The following is a 15,195-nucleotide window of genomic DNA, read 5'->3' on the forward strand; positions in this document are numbered from 1 at the left end:
TGCTAAAAAAGATGTCATCCTGAGCCTGTCGAAGGATTATTAGAGTCTTCGACAAGCTTAGACTGACCAACATTTATTTCAATATCGGTTGGTAACTTATCAATGGATTTTTTTATTTGAAAAGCAATTGTAGTGCTCGTCGGTTTCGAAAGCCCTGCTAACCGCTTTACTCCATTTCATTCCGTGCTCGCTAATATCAGGTTTAAAGAACAAGAGATAGTGCGATGAGCAAAACCTTACTTAAGCTCTGACAAAATTCTATGCAGTTTGCTAGGACTGTGTCAAAGCTTATTGTTAAAATCAGTATTCATAAAAAAAAAGGTTCGCATTTTGCGAACCTTTTTTTTTATTTATGATGTTGGCGGGACGCCAACATATGAACACTCCTACGTTGGCGTCCCCGCCAAGGTTTAACTTAATGGTATTGCGTGCTCGCTAATATCAGATTTAAAGAACAAGAGATAGTGTAATGAGCAAATTCTTGCTTAAGCTTTGACAAAAAGCTATACAGTTTGCTAGGATTGTGTCAAAGTTTATTGTTAAAATCAGTATTCATAAAAAAAAAAGGTTCGCATTTTGCGAACTTTTTTTTATTTATGATGTTGGCGGGGACGCCAACATATGAACACTCCTACGTTGGCGTCCCCGCCAACGTTTAACTTAATGGTATTGCGTGCTTGCGAATATCAGGTTTAAAGAACAAGAGCTAGTGTAATGAGCAAAACCTTACTTAAGCTTTGACAAAATTCTATGCAGTTTGCTAGGATTGTGTCAAAGCTTATTGTTAAAATCAGTATTCATAACAAAAAAGGTTCGCATTTTGCGAACCTTTTTTGTTTTAACATCTCGTTATTGCTAATTAAATTAAGCAATCTGTGTAGTTATTGCTGGCCTTAAAACTATTTTGTTTTTAGTTGATCTAAAATTCCCGGATTGAAGATCATTAAATAGGCAAAATAGAAAAAGGTGAGCATTATTATGAAACCTATAAAAATCACACAATTTAACATTAACGTTAATACAGCCCTGCCTAAAACACTTGTAAAATCTTGCTGTTTATAAAATTCTCTGAAAAACCATACTGAAACAACCGGTATTATTAATATGGATAAACCACTTATAAGAATAAAAGTTGATGTGTCATTTTTAAACAAGTATAGAATCGGATAAAGTAAAACTATACAGAAAATATTGTAAAGTGAAAGTATGTAAGAATTTATTACAATGTGTTCATAGTAATTTTGCCCCCAGTTAGAAAAAGCTATTTTACTGCTCAGCGCAATTATTGGGAGCATTAACAAATATAAAAACGTTGTATAGCTTGATACGAATGGCATAATATTATTCATTAATGGTAAGCTATTCGGCTGTTGTGCCATCGATTCTATCATAATACGTTCCATTTTCAGGCCCTTGTATGCTAAAAATGTAGAGATACTCGAAAGCACAAAAACCAATAATAGTGGTTTGTAATGGTTAACGCGATTTCCATCAATATAATCTTTGGCAGTTTTTCCAGGGTTTTTAATGAGGTTTTTAACCGAATATAGAAAACCTTTGTTAGTATGTAGCAATGTGTATTGCACTTCATCAAGCACATATTTTCTGTCTATCCTTTTATATTTTTTTTGTCCGCAGTTACTGCAGAAATTAGCCGTAATTGGATTGGAGCAGTTAGAGCAGATATTATCCATTTTTAATGAAAGATGTTTTTAAAATATTTGTGCACTAAATTAGAATTATCATTGGTAGGAAAACAATTTTTTTGCAAAAGAAAGGCTTGTGCATTTTGCTAAACGCACAAGCCTTTAAATTTTAAACCCGATAGGAGTGAGCATCCCGATTCGATATTTATCGAATCGGGATAAGACGGATAGCGGGGCTGAAATTGCCGAAGAGTACAGCTTTACCTTTTCAAATAAAATTAATACTTGCCAAACTTGTAGGTTAAACCAACGCCCAAAGTTTCTTTTAACTGCAGTTTTCCGATTTGGTTATCGTCATAAAATAAATCTGCCGTTATTTGGGTGGTGATAAACTTGTTCACTTTCATGTCTAATATTGCAGCGTAAGCAAGTACCAAGTTTTGAGGATCTTTTAAATAATTGCTGAAAACGCCAAAACGATTATCCAGCATTATATTTTCCATCAACTTTGTTTTGTAGCGTCCGCCTACATAAGCACCAAGTTGATAAACAAAACTCTCGCCTGGTTTTACCCCAAAAGCGTCAGTCAAAATGCCATCGTTGTCTGGATCAAAAACCGCTTGGTCAGCTACAAAAGTAAAGCGTGATGTTAGCGGATGAATACTCAGCTGGAAATTGTCGTTAGGAATATAATCTACTCCCAAACCAGCCGTAACATAACCCGGAGCAAAGAAATTAGACAAATAACCCTGGTCTGGTTTGCTGTAATTGTAGCCTTTGGCAAACTGCGTTTTTAGATTTAAAGCAGCAGCTGCAAACCAATTGCTACTATTAATTTGGTAGCCATACTTTGAGGTTAAATCTATTAAATCTTCTACTTTGGTGGTTTGGCTATTTTGTTCTGACCTTAAACCGTAACCCATTAAAACTCTGTTCTCCCAAAGGTTTTTGCCTCTTTTAAGGTTAAACTCGTAATCTGTTCTGGCAGTTAATGCAACTGAGTTAATGCCACCGGCAACCCAATTAGAAAACGCAGCTTGATTAAGTAGAACTGAATTTGTTCCTCGCACGGTCCAGCCTTCTTGTTTTTTGGCGGTGTCTAACTTGCTCAGCATTTTATTGCTTTCGGTATCAACTTTGCCGCCTTTAACTGTTTGTGCAACACTGTAAAAACTTATCAGGGATGATATAGCTAATAAATAGTGTTTTTTCATGATTTTTTGAAATTTCGGCAAATTTAATGAAACTTTATTAGCTTTACGTATGCAAGAAATCAACTATCAGCATCAAGGCAGTTTTGGCAATTTAGAGTTGCTGGCCAAGCAGGTAGTTGAGGGTTTTATTACCGGTTTGCACAAAAGTCCGTTTCACGGGTTTTCGGTAGAGTTTGCTGAGCATCGCCTATACAATACCGGTGATAGCGTTAAAAATATAGATTGGAAGCTTTTTGCGAAGACAGATAAGTTGTTTAGCAAACGTTACGAAGAGGAAACCAACTTGCGTTGCCAGTTTCTGATCGATACCTCATCTTCCATGTATTTTCCGAAAGATGATTACAATAAATTAACGTTTGCCGTGCAAAGTACAGCCTGTTTGGTGCATTTGTTAAAAAAGCAAAGAGACGCTTTTGGCTTAAGTTTATTTACCGATAAATTGAACTTGAATACTTCGGCAAAATCTACCGGTACGCATCAGAAGTTTATATTTGCGCAACTTGATCAGGTTTTAAAAAGCCCTAAGCTGAATTTGCAAACAGATTTGCCAAGCGCCTTACACCAGGTTTCGGAGTTAATACACAAACGTAGCTTAGTTATCGTGTTTAGTGATATGCTTCAAACAGTGCATGATGAAAATCGCATTGCGGCTTTATTTGCATCATTACAGCACCTTAAATTTAATAAACACGAAGTTGTACTTTTTAATGTGACTGATAAACAGAAAGAAGTAGACTTTAATTTCGAAAATAGGCCGTATGAGTTTGTGGATATGGAAACTGGTGCGGTGCTAAAAGCACACACTTCGCGTGTTAAAGATGCTTATCTACAACAAATTAATTCTTATCGCGAGCAATTGGCATTAAAATGCGCACAATATAAAATAGACATGATAGATGCGGATATTAACGCCGGTTTCGAAACAGTGTTACAAGCCTACTTAATTAAGCGTCAAAAAATGAATGCTTAAAATAGCACGTCTTGCAGTTCTGCATTTCTATCAAAAACAGATTTTGCAAACGGGCATAGCGGCATAATCTTTAGTTTATTTTCTCTCGCATATTCTACCGCTTTTAAAACAAGTTGCTTACCCACGTTTTTTCCTTTAAAAGCGGGATCAACGTCGGTATGGTCGATAATAAATTTATCGGCGCCAGCCCAAGTGTAAGTAATGTGTCCGGCCTCTGCTCCGTTTTCTGTAGCTTTGAAAGTTCCTCTTTTGTCTTCGTTTTGTTGGGTGATTTCCATGATGATTGGTTTAAGAATTGGTTATTAGGCTGATGTTTTTTAGAATGATTTCGCAAGAAGTTTTAATTTCATCTTTAGTAATAATTAATGGCGGTGCAATACGCATAGAATTGCTGCAATGCAAAAACCAATCGCTAATTAAACCATCTTCAATACAAGCGTCTATTATTGCTTTGTTGGTTTCAAAATCTTCAAATTCTATTGCAAGCATTAAGCCTTTGCCTCTAATTTCTTTAATTGCCGGATGAATTAACAACGATCTAAATAAATCGCCTTTGGCTTCAACATCATCAACTATGTTTTCGTTTAATAATGTATTTAAAGTTGCTAAACCTGCAGCACAGCAAACCGGGTGACCGCCAAAAGTAGTCATGTGACCCAAAATAGGGCTGTGTGATAATACCGACATGATTTCTGCAGAGCTGATGAATGCGCCAATTGGCATGCCACCTCCAATGCCCTTGGCCAGTAACAAAACATCTGGTATGATGTTGTAATGCTCAAAAGCAAACATTTTTCCGCTTCTGCCAAAGCCAGATTGGATTTCATCGAATATGAGTAAAGTTCCTGTCTTTTTACATCTAGCTCTTAAAGCTACCATATAATTTTGATCGGCTACTCTTATTCCTGCTTCGCCTTGTATAGGTTCTATAAAAACTGCCGCGGTATCTAACGTTATTTTGCTTAACTCAGCTATGCTGTTATGGTTGATGAAAGATACGTTTGGTAAAAATGGACCATAACCAGCCGAATAAAAATCGCTTTCCATTAAACTCTCTGCACCTTGTGTACTGCCGTGATAAGCATTCTTGCAGGCGATAAAGCCTTTTCTGCCAGTATATCGCTTTGCTAATTTCATAGCGCCTTCTACCGCTTCTGTACCAGAATTTACAAAATAAGTACAGTTTAAACTTTCTGGTAAAACCGATGCTAGCGCTTCGGCAAAATTTACCTGTGGAGTTTGTACAAACTCGCCGTAAACCATTAGGTGCATATAAGTTTCGGCCTGTTTTTTTACCGCTTCTACAACTGTAGGATGACAATGCCCAATATTACTGACGCCAATACCTGCAATTAAATCGATGTACTTTTTACCCTCGGTGTTGTACATGTAAATGCCTTGAGCTTTTACAAATTCTAATAAAAGTGGTGTGGGAGAGGTTTGGGCATTATGTTTTAAAAATAGTTGACGTTGTGTTAGCATGGTACAAAAATACGGGTTTTCGCAAGTATAAATTTCTAGATTTTGTAAATAAAAAAATCCCGTATGCAAACATTACACACGGGATTTAAAAATTAATTATTATTTAATTATTGTTTGTTTGGTCCACCTCTAAAACGAGATAACAATTCTTTTTTAAACGCTTCCTGTGCTCTGTAAAATTTGCCAACCACTTTAATAGGTAAGCTAGATTTAAATTTAGCGTAGTACTTTTTTTCTATGTTTAAGTCCTTCTGTCTGAAATCGAAATCATTTAAAATAAGCGATTGTATTTCGGTATCGCTCAAATCATCAATTTCGGTTACTTTTCTAAAACTAATCATCTGCTCCCTTCGCGAAGCCCTTAATGCATTTTGTTCTTTTTGATAAGCGTTGTACAAAGGCCAAAAGACCTTAGCCTCGTCGGCCGACAAATCTAGTTTTTGGGTAAAGAATGCAACTTTTGCTGCCTCTATTTTTTCATCTCCTCCGCGTGGCCCTTGTGCAAAGCTAAGTGCCGGCATTAACATAAATAGTGCAATAATTAATTGTTTCATTTTATAAATTGGTAGATATATCGTTGGATGTGTAATTCTCTAATATGTAGCTTTCCATCTCGGCGTTAGATAAGTTAGAAGCTGTTTGAGTTTCGTTTAAATGCTCGATAATTACGTTTTCGTCAATGTCATACAGCATTTGCTCGCTTACCAACTCTGCGCTGCGTTCTAGTTTTAAGTTATTCTGCTGATTTAAATACAAACCGGTTGCAGCTAAAATAATAAAACAAGCAGCAGACGCATACTTCATAAAATCTGAACCCCAAAGACGGCGAACTTTAGTTTTAGGCTTGTCTGATATGGTTTTACTTAAAATAGCAGCATTTAATTTCTCAAAATAATTGTCGGGTGTTGTAAAAGCTGTTTCTCTATTGGCGAAACTATCAACAGTAATTCTACTTTGTATAGCTGAGGTTAAATCTTCGAAATATCCGGTAGGTACACTAAAACCTAAATCTTCTTTTTCGGCTAAACCATTTAAAAAAATAACGGATTCGACCTGCGATGGAAAATGCTTAAAATAATCATCTGGCACACTAAAAGGCGTGGTTCTAGGTAAGCTGGCCAGGTAAGGTGCTTCCAATTCCCACTCCATATTTTCTTCTCTCTTATTCATCACGTATTATTGATGTATTTTAATGCAAAAGGTTTAATAGCTAATCGTTATTTATTAAAATACTTTCAATTTTTTTAACTGCGATATGAAACGAAGCTTTTAATGCGCCTACAGATGTGCCCAAAACTTCAGATATTTCATCATATTTCATATCATCAAAATATTTCATGTTAAAGATGATGCGCTGTTTTTCTGGCAAGGTTAGAATTGCCTCCTGTAATTTGCGTTGTGCTTTATCGCCATCAAAGTAAGAAGAAGACGCCAAACTATCTGCCAGCTCGGAGCTTACATCATCCAAAGAAATGTTGTTTTTTAGTTTTTTCTTGTTTAGGAAAGTGATGGATTCGTTAGTCGCTATGCGATAAATCCAAGTGTATAGCTGAGAGTCGCTACGGAAGTTAGCCAGGTTTTTCCAAACTTTAACAAAAGTTTCCTGAACCAGGTCATCGGCATCATCATGGTCTATCACCAATCTGCGTACATGCCAATATATTTTCTGCTGATATTTAGTTATAAGTAAGTTGAACGCTTCGTTTCGAGTTTTCTCGATACCAAACTTCTGCAATATTTCTGCGTCTTCAACTTGTTTCATTCTTTTTTTAGATAGGAGATACGAGATTTGAGATGTGAGATTAGACCTATTGTCTCAAATCTCACATCTATTTTCTCATATCTATTTTATTTTTTTCTCGCAATAACCTTTTGAGCTGCGGCAACAATATCAGCTGGATCTAATTTGTATTTAGTCATTAACTGATCTGGTGTAGCACTTTCGCCGAAGCTATCATTTACCGCAACAAATTCTTGTGGTGCAAGATATTCTGTTGTAAGTAAACGAGCAACGCTTTCGCCTAAACCACCAAATTTATTGTGCTCTTCGCAAGTTACCACGCAACCTGTTTTCTTAACAGACTTTAAGATAGCTTCGTCATCTAAAGGTTTAATGGTATGTATATTTATAATTTCTGCATCGATACCTAACTCTGCTAATTTTTCACCAGCTTCAATCGCTCTCCAAACCATGTGGCCTGTAGCTAAAATTGTAACATCCGTTCCCTCGTTTACCATCCAGGCTTTACCTATTTCAAATTTTTGATCTTCTGGTGTAAACACTGGAATTACTGGGCGACCGAAACGTAAGTAAACTGGACCCTCGTAATCCATAATTGCCAATGTTGCTGCCTTAGTCTGGTTATAATCGCAAGGATTAATAACTACCATTCCTGGCAACATTTTCATTAAACCGATATCTTCTAAAATTTGGTGTGTTGCACCATCTTCGCCCAAAGTTAAGCCAGCGTGAGATGCACAAATTTTAACGTTTTTGCCAGAATAAGCTATAGATTGGCGAATTTGATCGTAAACTCTTCCTGTAGAGAAGTTTGCAAAAGTACCTGTAAATGGAATTTTACCGCCAATAGTTAAACCAGCAGCAATACCCATCATATTTGCTTCGGCAATACCAACTTGTACAAAACGCTCAGGAAAATCTTTAATAAAAGCATCCATTTTTAAAGAGCCAACCAAATCGGCACAAAGTGCTACAACATTCTCGTTGCGTTTGCCTGCTTCATGTAATCCAGCTCCAAAACCAGAACGTGTATCTTTTTTTTCTGTATACGTGTATTTCTTCATTTTTTTTGAGATGTGAGATAGGAGAATTGAGATTGGAGCTGGAGTATCTTACGTCCATTCGTTATCTATTTCCTCAAATCTTTTTGTTATTAATGTTTGCGCTGAGATATTGAGTGTTGTAAAGCCCAAACCTCATATCTATTTTCTCCAATCTGATTAGTAATCGCCGGCAGTTTCCTTAATTTGGTCTAAAGCAGTTTTCAATTGCTCATCGCTCGGTGCAGAACCATGCCATTTGTGCGTGCCAACCATAAAATCTACTCCGTAGCCCATTTGTGTGCTCATTAAGTTTAAAATCGGTTTGCCCTTACCGGTTAACGATTTAGCATAATGCAAAGCTTTGGTAATTTCGCCCATATCATTCCCATCCGAAGTAATTACATGCCATCCGAAAGCTTCAAATTTAGCTTGAAGATTTTCTAACGATAACACTTTTTCTGTAGGACCATCAATTTGTTGACCGTTGTAATCTACGCTCGCAATTAAATTATCCACTTTGTGAAAAGGCGCAAACATTAAAGCTTCCCAGTTCTGACCTTCCTGTAGTTCGCCATCGCCCATTAATGTGTAAATTAAACCTTTATCGCCATCAATTTTTTTAGCCAATGCAGCACCAATTGCCACAGATAAACCCTGCCCCAAAGAACCAGATGCGATACGTACGCCCGGTAAACCTTCGTGCGTTGTTGGGTGGCCTTGCAATCTTGAGTCTAATTTTCTGAAAGTTGCTAATTCACTTACGTCGAAATAACCAGATCTGGCCAAAACGCTGTACCAAACTGGTGAAATATGGCCATTAGAAAGGAAGAATAAATCTTCGCCTTCGCCTTTCATCGTAAATTCTGGATTGTGATTTAATACTTCAAAGTAAAGTGCGGTAAAAAAATCTGCACATCCTAAAGATGCCCCTGGGTGTCCAGACTGAACAGCGTGTACCATCCTCAAACAATCTCTTCTTACCTGCGAAGCAATATCTTCTAATTCGCTAATTGTATGTTTCATTTTATTAATATTGTTGTTTATAGTCGCTAACGACAAATAAGTTTAAAATCACCCTTAAATTAGATTTTAATTTAAAGGCAAGGTAATTATAAAAATTAAGCTAACTAACAAACGAGGCTAAAATTTTACATGTTTTTAGTGTTAACTTTGTTAGAAAATTATCGTGGTTGCTCTGTCGGCAAATACAGTCCCGCTATTGCTCATAGCCCTTTCCGCCAGGGCGGATGCGGGGCTATTTAGCGCTATCGGGTTTATGCACAAAAGATAATGCAATAAACCAATAGCGCTTTTTTCGTTCCTGTCTTCGCCTACTTATCCTTTGTTAAACTGCGACCCATTTATTTCACGCTGATTTTCGCAGACCTTTCTGTTATTTTAAACCGCAATTTTAATCTTAGTTGATCTGCGAGCCTTTTCTGCGCTATCTGCGGGCTATTTTAATGATAAAAAATTATTTTAATAATTCTAAAACCTGCGCTGTTGGTGCTTTGGTATCTACTTTAGAAATAACATGGGCAATGTTTCCCTCTTCATCAATAATAAAAGTAGTACGATTGGTACCCATGTATTTTTTACCGTACATGTTTTTTTCTCCCCACACGCCATAAGCTTCTACAATATTTTTATCCGTATCAGCCAATAAGGTAAAAGGTAAATCGTATTTTGTTATAAACTTCTGATGAGATTTTTCATCGTCTACACTAACACCTAAAACCTCGATGCCTTCTTTTTTTAAACCTTGGTAATTATCCCTAAAATCGCATGCCTCGGCCGTGCAACCTGGTGTACTGTCTTTTGGGTAAAAGTATAATACTACCTTCTTTCCTTTAAACTGTGCTAAAGAAACTTCATTTCCATTTTGGTCTTTTGATGTAAACGCTGGGGCTTTATCGCCGGCTTTAGGTATATTCATATTGTTTATTTTAAAATTGTTTTATGGTGGATTAATTGCTAACAATCTAGCGATTGATCCTACAATGGTAGCTTTATCTAGAAAAGTCTATTGAATAACGTTTTACATTGTCTTTCATATCCGTAACTACCAACTCAAATTTATGGTTTCCAGGTGTAGTCCTTTCGTCAAAGTTGTGCCAAAGGCTAGCGGTTTTTGTGTCAAATTCCATTAATATCCATTTGCCATCAATATAACCATTAAAGCTTTTTATTCCCGATAGGTTATCGCTAATTCTAAAACTCATTTTACTTAAACCAGCCATGTTTTTGCCATTGGCAATGTTAACCGGGACAATGTTCGGTGCAATTGTATCTATCGCGATAAAGAAACTGCCAAAATTTCTTGGGTTTGCCTTAACATAACCGTTTTCAAAACTTCCGCCTTGCGAGGAGCGATTTGCATTAACAATTAGCGCTTTTGACTGATGTTTGGCCAAAAGTGTACTATCTGCTTTTATAGAAATTTCAAAACCTACGTGTAACGGCGTTAAATTATTATGAATTTGATGCATGGCCGAGTAAGCATTTCCTTGCGGTTTTGGCAACCGTTTGTAGATAAAATTCAAATCGTTATACAAAGTTCCTTTTGGTAAAACTATTTTAACCTCATCATTAACCAGTTCATTTAGTTTGTTGTAAGCGAAGGTTACGCCACTTGGCGCACTCGGCGTGTTAATTACAGCTTTGCTGTCTGCCTGTACTTTAAATGCAATCGTACTTTTATTGCCAGATGCATCGGTTATAATGTAGTTAACATCGTGCAGTTTCCCATCGTCAAAAGTTATGCGACCATTGTTAACCAAGTTACTGTAAATCTGCAATGGGTTTCCGGGGTCTACAAAACTTTTCTGAATGCTCCGCTTTAAATTTAACAAAGCCGGATAATCTACATGAGAATTAATTGCCTTGCTATTGGCGAAACTAAATCGCTCTAAGGCCGAAGTATAAACGATTTTACCGTCTAGCTTTAGCTCTATAGAATAAACACCATTTAATCCAGATTGTCCACTATGTCTATCGGTAGCCACAATCCCAAAACCAACTTCGCCACTTAAATTAATGGTAGTAACTTTATTTAAACTATAATTGCCATTTGAGCCAATTACCTGAAAATATTGCTTTGGTGTAAATTCGTTAAATGGTTTGCTATTTAGTCTATAAACATACATAGACGAAATAACAGGTGGAATATTGTCTGGAATTTGGATTCCTAACAATTGTGGGTTAATAGTTGCCTCTGTTTTAGTATCTCTAAGTTCGAAATGTAAATGTGGGCCACCAGAACTTCCTGTGTTGCCAGAATATGCAATGACATCGCCTTTTCTTACGGGAATGAAATCTGCGTTAGGGAATTCGTCAATTTCGTAAGATTTTTTTTGATATTGGATTTTTTTTACCTCTTGCGCAATTTTAGGGTTGAACCTAGCTAAGTGACCATAAACAGAAGTATAACCGTTTGGATGATTGATATACAAAGCCAAACCGAAACCACTATTTTGCACACGCAACCTTGAAATATAACCATCAGCTGTTGCGTAGACCGGAAAACCAGTACGTTGGTTAGTTCTAAAATCCACACCAGAATGAAAGTGGTTAGATCTTAACTCGCCAAAAGAACCAGCCAAAGCAGGTGGTTTGATATCCAAAGGTTGTATAAAATCCGTTAAGGGATAGTTGTTGGAACTAAAAATTTGCTGAGCATCCGCCTCGATGGCGAAAATTAGAGCAAAAAATAAAAGATAGCGGAATTTAGGCCTTAATTGGCCATAAGTATTTTCTTTACTAAACATTGAGCTTATTTAACGTTGAAGTTTAATAATTGTTTGCCTTCTAGCCATGCTTCTAAATGGTCGCCGGTATTTACCTTTCCAACACCTTCTGGTGTGCCGGTAAAAATTAAGTCGCCTTTTTTTAGCGTAATGTACTGAGATACGAAAGCAATTATCTTTTCAAACGAAAATAGGAGGTTCGAAGTATGTCCGTTTTGGCGGGTTTCTTTGTTAATCTGCAACTCGAACTGCAATTGATACATGTCTGCAAAATCTGCCTTTGGCAAAAAGTTGCTTACAACCGCCGAGTTGTCAAATGCTTTTGCAAGTTCCCAAGGTAAACCTTTTTCTTTGTGTTCGCTTTGTATATCCCTGGCAGTAAAATCTATGCCTAAACCAATTTCATCGTAATAATTGTGCGCAAATTTTTCGGCGATGTGCTTGCCTTCTTTGCAAACTTTTAGTACAACTTCCAGCTCGTAATGTATATCCGAAGAAAAATCTGGAATATAAAAAGGTTTGTTGTCTTTTAAAACAGCTGTATCTGGTTTTAAAAATATAATAGGTTTAGATGGAACCTCGTTATTAAGTTCTTTAGCATGCGCAGCATAGTTGCGACCGATGGCAATTATCTTCATAGAAGCAAAAATAACAATCTAAAGGGTAAATTATAATACCGAGATACGTTTAACAATCAATTCTCCGCCAGCCGAAATTCGGAGAAAATAAATTCCGGTATTAAGCTTGTTAGGGATTGTGTACGTTTTTGTTTGCTCTCCAGCTGGCGAACGCTCGTTTGCCAAAACAGCCACGTCGTTACCAAGCAAGTCGGTGATTTTTACAGAAAAAGAAGTTTCCTTATCTAAGCGTAAACTTATATTTACTTGCTCGTTAACCGGATTTGGATATACTTTTAAAACAGATAATATTTTACCCGTTTTATTGGTTATGGTTGTGCCAGCGGGAGTGTTGCTTAAAGTTCCGTATCTAATAGATGGCTTATAGGGTGTGATATTGGCATTTATTTGCGGAACCCTACTTACAACCTTAGGTTTCGGCTTGTAGGTTATCTTGCTCGTGTCAATCTTTTGTGCAAAAACAGAATTGCTCAGCAAAGCAACCATGCATAATGTGCATAGTAAACTCCATGAGAACGCTATTTTCGACTTCAAATTCATCTTTAGGTGTGGCAAAAATATAAATAATTAAATAAAGAAATCAAACTATTTCTGCATTAAACTATTTTTTAACACAATTTAACACCCTTAATTTTTGTTCATTTTATGCAGATTTGCATTGTATTTTTTTTGTAAAAATATTAATCGGCATAATCGTAAATAATTAGTTAATTTTGCGCCACATAATTTTATAGCAGTGTCACAACATAAAAATGTAAATGCCCTAACCGCGGGCGGCGTTCTAGTTAGTTTAGGTATAGTTTTTGGAGATATTGGTACTTCTCCGTTATACACTTTAAAGGCAATTTTTAAGGCTGTTGTAGACGCAAAGCAAACGATAAACCCCGATTTAGTATTGGGTGCACTTTCGTGTATAATTTGGACGCTTACCTTACAAACTACAATTAAGTACGTAATTATAACCCTAAGAGCCGATAACAAAGGTGAAGGAGGGATTTTTTCTTTGTACTCGTTAGTAAGGAAAAAGGCAAAATGGTTGGTTATACCCGCAATAATTGGGGGAGCTGCATTACTTGCCGATGGTATGATAACACCAAGCATAACGGTAACATCTGCCATAGAGGGTCTGAAACTTAAATTTCCCGACGTACAGGTTTTGCCTATTGTAATTAGCATTATTGCGCTGTTATTTATCATCCAACAGTTTGGAACCAATTTGGTAGGGAAACTTTTTGGACCTATTATGTTTATTTGGTTTGCTGTATTAGGCATAACTGGCTTTGTGCAAATTTTACACGATCCATCTATTTTTAAGGCGCTAAACCCATATTACGCAGTACATTTATTGATAACAAACCCTGGAGCATTAATAATTCTAGGTGGCGTTTTTCTATGTACTACTGGAGCCGAGGCGCTTTACAGTGACTTAGGACACTGTGGTAGAAACAACATCAGAATCAGCTGGATTTTTGTAAAACTGATGTTGATCTTGAACTATTTAGGTCAGGGTGTTTGGGTATTAAAACACACCAATTACGATCCGCACAATGAGTTGTTGAATCCATTCTTTCAACTAGTGCCAGAAGATATGGTGCTTTACCTTGTTATTTTGGCTACAACTGCTGCGGTTATAGCATCGCAAGCTATGATTTCTGGGTCTTTCACCCTAATCTCAGAAGCAGTTCGTTTAAACCTTTGGCCTAAAGTGCGCATTCATTATCCAAGTGTACAAAAAGGACAACTTTATGTGCCCTCTATCAATTGGCTGCTATGTGTGGGCTGTATTATTATCGTTTTGATATTCCAGGAATCTGGAAAAATGGAGGGCGCTTACGGACTGGCAATCAACCTAACGTTTTTAATGACAACGGTTTTAGTTGCCGTTTACATGTTGCGTAAGAAATTTCCAAAGTACCTAATTATAATTTTTGTATCTGTATATACAGTTATAGAGCTATCGTTTTTAATTGGTAACATGGCCAAATTTGTACATGGCGGTTGGGTTACCTTGTTAATCAGTTGTGTCCTGCTAAGTGTAATGTGGAGTTGGTACAATGCTCGAAAAATCAAAAATCGATTTGTAAAATATGTAGAAATTGAAGATTACTACACCATTTTAAACGAGTTGAGTAATGATATAAGTGTGCCTAAATTTTCTTCTCAGCTAGTTTATTTAACCAGCGCAAACTTTAAAACTGAGATCGAATCTAAAATCATTTATTCTATTATACAAAAGGAACCAAAACGTGCAGATGTATATTGGCTGGTTCACGTAGATGTTATGGATGAGCCTTATACCATGGATTACAAAGTTGAGTTTCTAATTCCTGGAAAGTTGATTCGTATCGATTTTAAGCTAGGTTTTAGAGTAGAGCAACGCGTTAATTTATTGTATCGTAAAGTGGTAGAAGAATTGGTTAAAAATGGCGAAGTTGATATCACTAGTCAGTATACCTCGCTAAACAAACATAAAATTGCCGGCGATTTTAGATTTGTATTGCTAGAAAAACATCTTTCGAAGTTTACGAACTTAAGCTTCTACGAACGAACTATTATGGATTATTACTTTGTGCTAAAACGTCTAAGTTTATCAGAGGTAAGCAGTTTTGGTCTTGATTCTAGTTATGTTGATGTAGAAAAGGTTCCGTTAATATTTGTAACACCAGACGAAATTGAACTAAACCGCTTGTCGGTATAACGCGAAAAATCCAGCCG

15 protein-coding genes are annotated in these 15,195 nt (G+C 36.6%); 2 read left to right on the forward strand and 13 right to left on the reverse strand.

Features of this window, described 5'->3' with window-relative positions; all coding sequences use genetic code 11:
* Positions 1 to 899: 899 nt before the first annotated feature.
* Both DUT69_RS06710 and DUT69_RS06715 read right to left on the reverse strand, forming a co-directional pair.
* Positions 900 to 1,694 (reverse strand): DUF3667 domain-containing protein, encoded by a 795-nt coding sequence (locus DUT69_RS06710; protein WP_113652314.1) that lies wholly within the window; start codon positions 1,692 to 1,694, stop codon positions 900 to 902.
* Positions 1,695 to 1,924: 230 nt separating this feature from the next.
* Positions 1,925 to 2,860: a DUF3078 domain-containing protein gene (locus tag DUT69_RS06715; RefSeq protein WP_113652315.1), complete on the reverse strand. Its 936-nt coding sequence runs from the start codon at positions 2,858 to 2,860 to the stop codon at positions 1,925 to 1,927.
* 49 nt (positions 2,861 to 2,909) lie between these two features.
* On the opposite strand from DUT69_RS06715, the gene DUT69_RS06720 reads away from it, so the two are divergent.
* Positions 2,910 to 3,830, forward strand: a complete 921-nt coding sequence (locus DUT69_RS06720) for a DUF58 domain-containing protein (protein ID WP_113652316.1) — start codon at positions 2,910 to 2,912, stop codon at positions 3,828 to 3,830.
* Here DUT69_RS06720 and DUT69_RS06725 read toward each other — a convergent pair.
* The 11 genes from DUT69_RS06725 to DUT69_RS06775 form a co-directional block, all read right to left on the reverse strand.
* A complete protein-coding gene (locus DUT69_RS06725) occupies positions 3,827 to 4,108 on the reverse strand; it encodes a GNAT family N-acetyltransferase (protein WP_113652317.1) in 282 nt (93 codons plus the stop codon). The genes DUT69_RS06720 and DUT69_RS06725 overlap by 4 nt on opposite strands.
* A gap of 10 nt (positions 4,109 to 4,118) precedes the next feature.
* A complete protein-coding gene (locus tag DUT69_RS06730) occupies positions 4,119 to 5,312 on the reverse strand; it encodes an aspartate aminotransferase family protein (RefSeq protein WP_113652318.1) in 1,194 nt (397 codons plus the stop codon).
* 107 nt (positions 5,313 to 5,419) lie between these two features.
* Positions 5,420 to 5,866 (reverse strand): hypothetical protein, encoded by a 447-nt coding sequence (locus DUT69_RS06735; protein ID WP_113652319.1) that lies wholly within the window; start codon positions 5,864 to 5,866, stop codon positions 5,420 to 5,422.
* A gap of 1 nt (position 5,867) precedes the next feature.
* Complete coding sequence (locus tag DUT69_RS06740) at positions 5,868 to 6,482, reverse strand: hypothetical protein (protein WP_113652320.1); 615 nt, start codon at positions 6,480 to 6,482, stop codon at positions 5,868 to 5,870.
* Positions 6,483 to 6,522: 40 nt separating this feature from the next.
* Complete coding sequence (locus DUT69_RS06745; protein WP_113652321.1) at positions 6,523 to 7,074, reverse strand: RNA polymerase sigma factor; 552 nt, start codon at positions 7,072 to 7,074, stop codon at positions 6,523 to 6,525.
* A gap of 86 nt (positions 7,075 to 7,160) precedes the next feature.
* On the reverse strand, positions 7,161 to 8,117 hold the full coding sequence (locus DUT69_RS06750) for a transketolase family protein (protein WP_113652322.1): 957 nt from the start codon (positions 8,115 to 8,117) through the stop codon (positions 7,161 to 7,163).
* 156 nt (positions 8,118 to 8,273) lie between these two features.
* Positions 8,274 to 9,140 carry a transketolase gene (locus DUT69_RS06755; protein WP_262511033.1) on the reverse strand — a complete coding sequence of 289 codons (867 nt, stop codon included), beginning with the start codon at positions 9,138 to 9,140 and terminating at the stop codon, positions 8,274 to 8,276.
* 430 nt (positions 9,141 to 9,570) lie between these two features.
* Entirely contained in the window at positions 9,571 to 10,032 is a 462-nt protein-coding gene (gene bcp, locus DUT69_RS06760; protein WP_113652324.1) for a thioredoxin-dependent thiol peroxidase, read from the reverse strand.
* Positions 10,033 to 10,105: 73 nt separating this feature from the next.
* Entirely contained in the window at positions 10,106 to 11,863 is a 1,758-nt protein-coding gene (locus DUT69_RS06765) for a M23 family metallopeptidase (RefSeq protein WP_113652325.1), read from the reverse strand.
* 5 nt (positions 11,864 to 11,868) lie between these two features.
* The gene (locus DUT69_RS06770; protein ID WP_113652326.1) at positions 11,869 to 12,480 is read right to left on the reverse strand and encodes a fumarylacetoacetate hydrolase family protein; all 612 of its coding nucleotides are present in this window, start codon (positions 12,478 to 12,480) and stop codon (positions 11,869 to 11,871) included.
* Positions 12,481 to 12,510: 30 nt separating this feature from the next.
* Positions 12,511 to 13,020 carry a T9SS type A sorting domain-containing protein gene (locus tag DUT69_RS06775; protein ID WP_240186672.1) on the reverse strand — a complete coding sequence of 170 codons (510 nt, stop codon included), beginning with the start codon at positions 13,018 to 13,020 and terminating at the stop codon, positions 12,511 to 12,513.
* A 196-nt stretch (positions 13,021 to 13,216) separates the two neighbouring features.
* Here DUT69_RS06775 and DUT69_RS06780 point away from each other — a divergent pair, with 196 nt between their 5' ends.
* On the forward strand, positions 13,217 to 15,178 hold the full coding sequence (locus DUT69_RS06780) for a KUP/HAK/KT family potassium transporter (RefSeq protein WP_113652328.1): 1,962 nt from the start codon (positions 13,217 to 13,219) through the stop codon (positions 15,176 to 15,178).
* Positions 15,179 to 15,195 lie beyond the last annotated feature (17 nt).

The organism is Pedobacter namyangjuensis, from assembly GCF_003313325.1.
GTDB lineage: Bacteria > Bacteroidota > Bacteroidia > Sphingobacteriales > Sphingobacteriaceae > Pedobacter > Pedobacter namyangjuensis.

What these genes read in the sequence shown, in the direction of transcription:
- DUT69_RS06740 (WP_113652320.1), bottom strand. Translation starts at nt 6,482, where the DNA reads ATGAATAAGAGAGAAGAAAATATGGAGTGGGAATTGGAAGCACCTTAC.
- bcp (WP_113652324.1), bottom strand. Translation starts at nt 10,032, where the DNA reads ATGAATATACCTAAAGCCGGCGATAAAGCCCCAGCGTTTACATCAAAA.
- DUT69_RS06765 (WP_113652325.1), bottom strand. Translation starts at nt 11,863, where the DNA reads ATGTTTAGTAAAGAAAATACTTATGGCCAATTAAGGCCTAAATTCCGC.
- DUT69_RS06715 (WP_113652315.1), bottom strand. Translation starts at nt 2,860, where the DNA reads ATGAAAAAACACTATTTATTAGCTATATCATCCCTGATAAGTTTTTAC.
- DUT69_RS06735 (WP_113652319.1), bottom strand. Translation starts at nt 5,866, where the DNA reads ATGAAACAATTAATTATTGCACTATTTATGTTAATGCCGGCACTTAGC.
- DUT69_RS06725 (WP_113652317.1), bottom strand. Translation starts at nt 4,108, where the DNA reads ATGGAAATCACCCAACAAAACGAAGACAAAAGAGGAACTTTCAAAGCT.
- DUT69_RS06710 (WP_113652314.1), bottom strand. Translation starts at nt 1,694, where the DNA reads ATGGATAATATCTGCTCTAACTGCTCCAATCCAATTACGGCTAATTTC.
- DUT69_RS06775 (WP_240186672.1), bottom strand. Translation starts at nt 13,020, where the DNA reads ATGAATTTGAAGTCGAAAATAGCGTTCTCATGGAGTTTACTATGCACA.
- DUT69_RS06770 (WP_113652326.1), bottom strand. Translation starts at nt 12,480, where the DNA reads ATGAAGATAATTGCCATCGGTCGCAACTATGCTGCGCATGCTAAAGAA.
- DUT69_RS06720 (WP_113652316.1), top strand. Translation starts at nt 2,910, where the DNA reads ATGCAAGAAATCAACTATCAGCATCAAGGCAGTTTTGGCAATTTAGAG.
- DUT69_RS06745 (WP_113652321.1), bottom strand. Translation starts at nt 7,074, where the DNA reads ATGAAACAAGTTGAAGACGCAGAAATATTGCAGAAGTTTGGTATCGAG.
- DUT69_RS06730 (WP_113652318.1), bottom strand. Translation starts at nt 5,312, where the DNA reads ATGCTAACACAACGTCAACTATTTTTAAAACATAATGCCCAAACCTCT.
- DUT69_RS06750 (WP_113652322.1), bottom strand. Translation starts at nt 8,117, where the DNA reads ATGAAGAAATACACGTATACAGAAAAAAAAGATACACGTTCTGGTTTT.